This window comes from Streptomyces sp. SID3343 (assembly GCF_009865215.1).
GTDB lineage: Bacteria > Actinomycetota > Actinomycetes > Streptomycetales > Streptomycetaceae > Embleya.
On sequence record NZ_WWJX01000302.1, the window covers coordinates 1 to 7094 of the forward strand.

Sequence of the window (7094 nt, forward strand, 5' to 3'; positions counted from 1 at the left end):
CGCCGCGCCCTGGGCCACGAAACGCCCGGCGAGCGCCGCCGACGGCACCGCGGTCGGCAGGCCGAACACCGAGGGCGCCGACGCCTGTACCGCCGTCGAGCGCGCGCCGGGGCCGACCAGGATCAGCCGCTCCACCGCGATGTCGCCCTCGCGCAGCACGTCGAGCGCGTCCGCGAGGCCGCACAGCGTGCCCTCGACCGCGGCCCGCGCCAGTGCCGAGGGCGTCATGCTCTCGCGGCGCAGTCCGGTGAGCGTCCCGGCGGCGTGCGGCAGGTCCGGGACGTGCTCGCCCTCCAGGTAGGGCAGCAGGACCAGACCGCACGCGCCCGGCGTCGAGTCGAGGGCGAGCCGGTCGAACTCCTCGGCGTCGATCCCCAGCATCTCGGCGGTGCCACGCAGCACGCGCGCGGCGTTGAGGGTGCGCACCAGGGGCAGGTACGCCCCGGTCGCGTCCGCGTAGGACGCGATGGTGCCAGTGGGGTCGGCCGGCGACACCGGATGGGTCGCGAACGCGGTTCCGGTGGTGCCCAGGGCGACCACCACGTCGCCCTCGGCCAGGCCCGCGCCGAGCGCGAGGGCGGCGTTCGCGCTCGTACCGGCCGATACCAGGACCCCTTCGGGGGTACGGCCTGCCGCGCCGCCGGGCGGCAGCACGTTCGGGGTGCGCGGCACCCGACCGATCGCGAGATGCAGCAGATCCTCGCGCCACTCCCCCGTGGTCGCGTAATAGCCGGTGGTGGACGCGTCCGCGCGGTCGGTCACCGCGTCGGGAGGACAGCCCAGCAGTTGCCACGTGATCCAGTCGTGCGGCAACAGGACCGACGCGACCCGGGCCACCGCCTCGGGCTCGAAGCGGGCGAATCGCCGCAGTTGCGCGATGGCCGAGGACGTCCCCGGCACCGAGCCGGTCGCGGCCGTCCACGCGGCGGGACCGCCGAGTGCGTCGAGCAGATCCGCGGCCGCGCCGGAGGCGCCGAAGTCGTCGGGGGGCAGCGGGTGGGCGAGTACGACGCCCTGCGCGTCCAGTGGCACCGCGCCGTGGTTCTGCGCGGCCACCCCGATCGCCGCCACGCCGTCGAGGAGCCCGCCGGCGGCGGCCTCGCCGAAGGCGCGCAGCCACGCGCCGGGCGTGGTCGCGGCGCCCTCGGCGTATGGGGCCAGGCCCTGCCGCAGCGGGATGCCGGTCGCGGCATCGCAGACCAGGATGCGCAGTTGACGCGTCGAGCAGTGCACCCCGGCGACGAGGGTGGGCGTGGAACTTGTCGGCATGCGCGAATTCTGACAGCAGACGGACGCTTGATCGGTCGAGATCCGCCGATCGGTGCCGGCCGGGGGCCGGCCGACACCGCCGGACCGGGTCGAGCCGGGGGCGGTGGGCCGGTCGGGCCGGGAGGGCCCGCTAGTCGAGGTAGCCCCGGAGTTGTTCGGAGTAGGAGCGTTCGCGGAGTCGGGACAAAGTGCGTGACTCGATCTGTCGTATGCGCTCGCGCGTGACGCCGAAGACTCGGCCGATCTCCTCCAGGGTGTGCGGTTCGCCGTCGGTGAGGCCGTAGCGCAACTGGACCACCCGGCGTTCGCGGTCGCCCAGGGTGGACAGCAGGGCCTCCAGGTGTTCGCGCAGCATGAGGTAGGCGGCCGCCTCGGCGGGCGAGGTCGCGTGGGTGTCCTCGACGATGTCGCCGAGCGCGATGTCGTCCTCGCCCACGGGCGTGTGCAGCGACACCGGCTCCTGCGCCAGGCGCAGGACTTCGGTGACCCGTTCGGCGGTGAGGTCGAGCACGGCGGCCACCTCCTCGGCGGTGGGTTCCTCGCCGCGTTCCTGGAGGAGGCGGCGTTGCACCCGGATGACCCGGTTGATCAGCTCGACCACGTGGACCGGGACGCGGATGGTGCGGGCCTGGTCGGCCAGCGCTCGGCTCATCGCCTGGCGGATCCACCACGTGGCGTAGGTGGAGAACTTGTAGCCACGCGTGTAGTCGAACTTCTCGACGGCGCGGATCAGCCCCAGGTTGCCCTCCTGGACCAGGTCGAGCAGGCCCAGGCCGCGGCCGACGTAGCGTTTGGCGATGGACACCACCAGGCGCAGGTTGGCCTCGATCAGTCGGCGCTTGGCCTGGGTCCCGGTGCGCACGAGCGTGGTCAGCGCCTCGCGGGCGGCGGGGTCGGGGGGCGGTTCGGCGAGCAGGCGTTGCTCGGCGAACAGGCCCGCCTCGACGCGGCGGGCGAGTTCGACCTCGTCGGCGGCGGCGAGCAGTGGTACGCGCCCGATCTCGCGCAGGTATTGGCGCAGCAGGTCGGCGGAGAGGCCGCCCGGCTCGTCCGGGCGCGGGGGCTCGTCGGGTTCGGGTTCGGGTTCGGGTTCGGCCGGAGGGTCGGGCGACGGGTCGAGCGACGTGGGTTCGGCCGCTTCGGGTGGCGCGGGTCCTGGGGGGGTGTCCTCGGTGGGGACGGTGACCTCGCCCGGTGCAGGCTCAACCGTCACGTTCGCGTGGGCGGGGTCGCCGCCGGGCGTTTTCCCCCGTCTGGTGTGCCGATGCACCTTCCCCAGTGTGCTGCACGAGGGCGCCGCGCAGGAGGGGCCCGGGCGGGGAAAATCGGCCGGTTCAGTGGGTTTTCGATCGGCGCGCGGTGGACGTGGGGTGTCGCGGGGCGCGGCCGGCCCGGGTCAGGCCGTGCCGGGGGCGTACAGCGCCTCGGCGCCACGGTCGCGCAGGGCGCGTTGGTAGGCCTCCAGGGTGTTCAGTTCCTGCCACACCAGCGCGTAGGCCTCCGCTTCACGGGGGTCGATGCGCAGCAGCCGCGACTTGGCGTCGGCGATCCGGCGTTCGGCGGAGTAGACGCGCAGGGCGACCAGGTTCGTGTCGGCGTAGGGCCGGTCCGGCTCGGCGGTGCGGCGCATGGTCTCCACGGCCAGTTCGGTGACCATGCCGCGGACGGTGTCGTCGGGGGCGGCGGCGCGCACCTCGCCGACCCAGTTCGCGGTCTGCGCGAGTTCGCACGAGACGCCGCCCGCGACCGCGATCGCGGCGCGCACCGCCGCGTAGGGCGGGGCGGTGAACTCGTCGGTCTCGTAGTAGTCGAAGGCGGGTGCCACCAGGGCGGGCGCCTGAAGCGCGAGCTTGAGCACCTCACGCTGGACGGCCTGGCGCGAGTCGCGCGGGTCGGGTCGGAACCCGGCGGGGCGCTGCGGTGGTTGCGGTTGCTGCTGCTGGTGGGGCTGTTGCCGTCCGGCGCCGGCCGCCGCGCGTGCGCCGCGCTCGCGCTGCCAACGGTTGACCTGGGCGACTCGGCCGACCACGAACTTCTCGTCCAGGAAGCCGAGCATCGAGTCGAGCCGGACCGCGTACGTGTGCCGCAGGGCCTGGTCCTTGATACCGGCGATGACCGGCGCGGCGGCGTCGAGGGCGGCGACCCGGCCCTCGGCGGTGGACAGGTCGTGGCCCTCGATCCGGCTCTTGATGGCGAACTCGAACAGCGGGACCCGCGCGTCGATCAGGTCGAGCACGGCCTGGTCGCCGTGCGACAGGCGCAGGTCGCACGGGTCGAGGCCACGCGGCTCGACCGCGACGAATGTGCGGGTGACGAACTTTTGGTCCTCCTCGAACGCGCGCAGGGCCGCCTTCTGCCCCGCGGCGTCGCCATCGAACGTGAAGATCACCTCGCCGCGGAACTCGCCGGAGTCCATCAGCAGTCGGCGCAGCACCTTGATGTGTTCGTCGCCGAAGGACGTGCCGCACGTGGCGATCGCGGTGCCGGCGCCGGCGAGGTGACACGCCATGACGTCGGTGTAGCCCTCGACGATCACCGCCCGGCCGCCCTTGGCGATCTCCTTCTTCGCGAGGTCGAGGCCGTACAGGACCTGCGACTTCTTGTAGATCGGCGTCTCGGGGGTGTTGAGATATTTGGGGCCGTTGTCGTCGTCGTAGAGCTTGCGCGCGCCGAAGCCGATGACGTCGCCGGTGATGTCGCGGATCGGCCAGATCAGCCGACCGCGGAAGCGGTCCATCGGGCCGCTGCGGCCTTCACTGGCGAGGCCGCCTTCAAGCATCTCCTGGGGCGTGAAGCCCTTGCCGCGCAGGAACCGGACCAGGTTCTCCCAGCCCTTGGGCGCGTAGCCCAGGGAGAAGCGCTCGGCGGCGTCCTGCTCGAAGCCGCGGTCGGCGAGGAACCGGCGGGCGGTGTCGGCCTCGGGCGAGCCGAGTTGATCGGTGAACCACTGCGCGGCGATCTTGTGCGCCTCGACCAGGCGGGTGCGGCGGCCCTGTTGGCGGCCTGGGGTGTAGCCGCCCTCCTCGTAGCGCAGTTCGATGTTGTACTGCTGCGCGAGGCGCTCCACGGTCTCGGAGAACGTCGTGTGGTCCAGGCGCATGACGAAGTCGAGAACGTCGCCGCCCTCGCCGCAGCCGAAGCAGTACCAGAGGTTCTTGGCCGGGCTGACCTGGAAGGACGGGGATTTCTCGTCGTGGAAGGGGCACAGCCCCTTGAAGTTTCCTCCGCCCGCGTTGCGGAGTTGCAGGTGTTGTTCGGCGATCTCCGCGATGCGTGCCGTCTCGCGGACCCGCCTGACGTCTTCCTCACGGATACGGCCGGCCACAGTCGTCGATTCTACGGGTGCGGTGCGGTCGCCACGGAGGGGACCGCCGAGGTCGTCGTGCGCGTCGGGCGATTCGTCGGGTAAATGGCTGCGGAAGTCGTCGCCGGGGTCACCGTGTGCTCAGTAGGGCGTGTCGGCTGATCGCGGCGCTGTCGGTCAGGGAGGCGACCTGGTCGACCACCACGCGCAGGCGGGCCGCGTCGTCGGCGGCTTCGGCCCAGTCGGCGCGCAGCGACACGTCGAGGGTGCCCGGGGCGCCGTCGGCGATCAGCTCGACGAGTTCGACGATCACCGTGCGCTGGGCCTCGCGCAGGATGTCGGCGCCTTCACGGGCCATCACGTAGCGGGCGGTGACGGCCTTGAGGACGGCGCATTCGAGGCGGATCTCGCGCGGGACGATCAGGTCGGCCTCGTAGCGGGACGCGGGGGCGGTGCCGTGCACCTCGCGGGTGGCGTGTTCGGCGGCCCGGCAGAACCGGCCGATCAGGGAACTCGTCGCGTTCTTGAGCGCGGCCTGGGCCCGGCGCGAGCCGTCGTAGCCGATCGGCCAGTAGTCGAGGGCGAGGAGGCGGTCGAGTGCCTCGTCGAGTTCGTCGTGGCCGCAGTCCGGGAGGTAGCGGCGCACGCACAGGTCGAGCAGTGCGTGTCGTTCGTCGGCGTCGCGCAGGTGGGTCAGGTCCAGGCGGTGCGACTGGACCGCGTCCTCCAGGTCGTGCACGGAGTAGGCGACGTCGTCGGACCAGTCCATGACCTGGGCCTCCAGGCATCGGCGGCCCGGTTCCGCGCCCTCGCGGATCCAGTCGAAGACCGCGCGGTCGTCGTCGTAGACACCGTAGGAGTGGGTGTCCTGGCGGCGCGGCCACGGGTACTTGAGCACCGCGTCCAGGCACGCGCGGGTGAGGTTGACGCCGACGCTGCTGCCGTCGGGGGCGAACGTCTTGGGTTCGAGGCGGGTCAGCAGCCGCAGGCTCTGCGCGTTGCCCTCGAAGCCGCCGCACGACGTGGCGGCGTCGTCGAGCGCGCGCTCGCCGTTGTGGCCGAACGGCGGGTGGCCGAGATCGTGGGCCAGGCACGCGGTTTCGACCAGGTCGGGGTCGCAGCCCAGGGCTTGGCCGAGTTCACGGCCGATCTGGGCGCATTCGAGCGAGTGGGTGAGTCGGGTGCGCGGGCTGTCCTGGCCTGCGGCGGCGGTCTCCCCCGGTACGACGACCTGGGTCTTGCCGGCGAGGCGACGCAGCGCCGCCGAGTGCAGCACCCGGGCTCGGTCCCGCTCGAACGACGTGCGTCCGCGCCGCTTGTTGGGCTCGGGAACCCATCGCTCGACGTCCTCGATCGCGTAGTGCGAATGTCCCGATCGCTGCCCTGCCGAAGTGCTGTCCACTTGTCCACATTAAGGACTCCTGCCGACATCCGACGGCGGCGGGAGCGCGAATCTCCCGGCGCAGGGACCTGTTCATCGCGCGTCCGACAGTTTGCCGCGCAGTTGTAGGACCGCCTTGGTGTGAATCTGGCACGTGCGGCTCTCGGTGACGCCGAGCACCTGGCCGATCTGGGACAGGGTCAGGCCCTCGAAGTAGTAGAGCGTGACCACGGTTTTCTCCCGCTCGGGCAGCGCGTTGACCGCCCGGGCGAGCAGGTGGCGCATCTCGCGGCTCTCGGCCACCTCCACCGGGTCGTCGGCGGTGGTGTCCTCCAGGGTGTCCACGAGGCTCAGTCGGTCGCCGCCCTCCTGTCCGGTGTGCAGGAGTTCGTCGAGGGCCATGACGTTGATCAGCGAGAGTTGGCTGAAGATCGCGTGCAGGTCCTCCAGGGCGATGCCCATCTCGCGGGCGACCTCGACCTCGGAGGGGGTGCGGTTGAGTTTGGCCTCCAGGCCCGTGTACGCCAGTTCGACCGCGCGGGCCTTCTGCCGGACCGAGCGGGGAATCCAGTCCAGCGCGCGCAGTTCGTCGATGATGGCGCCGCGGATGCGGCTGATCGCGTACGTCTCGAACTTGATCGCGCGATCGAGGTCGAACTTCTCGATCGCGTCGATCAGGCCGAACATGCCGTACGACACGAAGTCGGCCTGGTCCACATTGGCCGGAAGGCCGACGCCGACGCGCCCGGCGACGTACTTCACGAGCGGCGAGTAATTCAGAATGAGGCGCTCGCGCAGACCGGGATCCCCCGAGCGCTTGAACTCGCTCCAGAGGTGTTCCAGCGCGCGGTTGGAAGCGCCACCGTCCTCGACGGTGACGGCCGGTCCGTCCTTGGACGCGGCCGCGGTGGCGCTCTTACGCCCTTGGGTGTGCTTGGGCATACGTGGCCTTGAGTCGTTCCACAAAGACGTGCGGGTACATCCGGTTCTTCGCGAGCGTAGCGTGACCGAGCGACTCCCGAGCGCTACGACCGCCGGCGTCTGCCTCGATCCGACCGGTCGCGGTGGGCCGGGCCGGGCCCCGCGAACCGGGGTCGGGGTCGGCCGAGGCGGGCGGGCGTCGACGGTCGACGGGGGTGG

At 71.9% G+C, this 7094-nt stretch carries 5 protein-coding genes; all 5 read right to left on the reverse strand.

The genetic code is table 11. The features are described from left to right. The coding region (locus GT354_RS10370) for an FGGY family carbohydrate kinase (RefSeq protein WP_237534590.1) at nucleotides 1-1269 on the reverse strand (1269 nt) is incomplete at its 3' end. Between the two features lie 130 nt (nucleotides 1270-1399). Continuing rightward, complete coding sequence (locus GT354_RS10375) at nucleotides 1400-2482, reverse strand: RNA polymerase sigma factor (RefSeq protein ID WP_161355989.1); 1083 nt, start codon at nucleotides 2480-2482, stop codon at nucleotides 1400-1402. A 183-nt stretch (nucleotides 2483-2665) separates the two neighbouring features. After that, entirely contained in the window at nucleotides 2666-4594 is a 1929-nt protein-coding gene (gene dnaG / locus GT354_RS10380; protein ID WP_161355990.1) for a DNA primase, read from the reverse strand. 109 nt (nucleotides 4595-4703) lie between these two features. Beyond that, nucleotides 4704-5975 (reverse strand): deoxyguanosinetriphosphate triphosphohydrolase, encoded by a 1272-nt coding sequence (locus GT354_RS10385; RefSeq protein ID WP_161355991.1) that lies wholly within the window; start codon nucleotides 5973-5975, stop codon nucleotides 4704-4706. Nucleotides 5976-6047: 72 nt separating this feature from the next. Further along, nucleotides 6048-6896 carry an RNA polymerase sigma factor WhiG gene (whiG, locus tag GT354_RS10390; protein ID WP_161355992.1) on the reverse strand — a complete coding sequence of 283 codons (849 nt, stop codon included), beginning with the start codon at nucleotides 6894-6896 and terminating at the stop codon, nucleotides 6048-6050. Nucleotides 6897-7094: the final 198 nt, after the last annotated feature.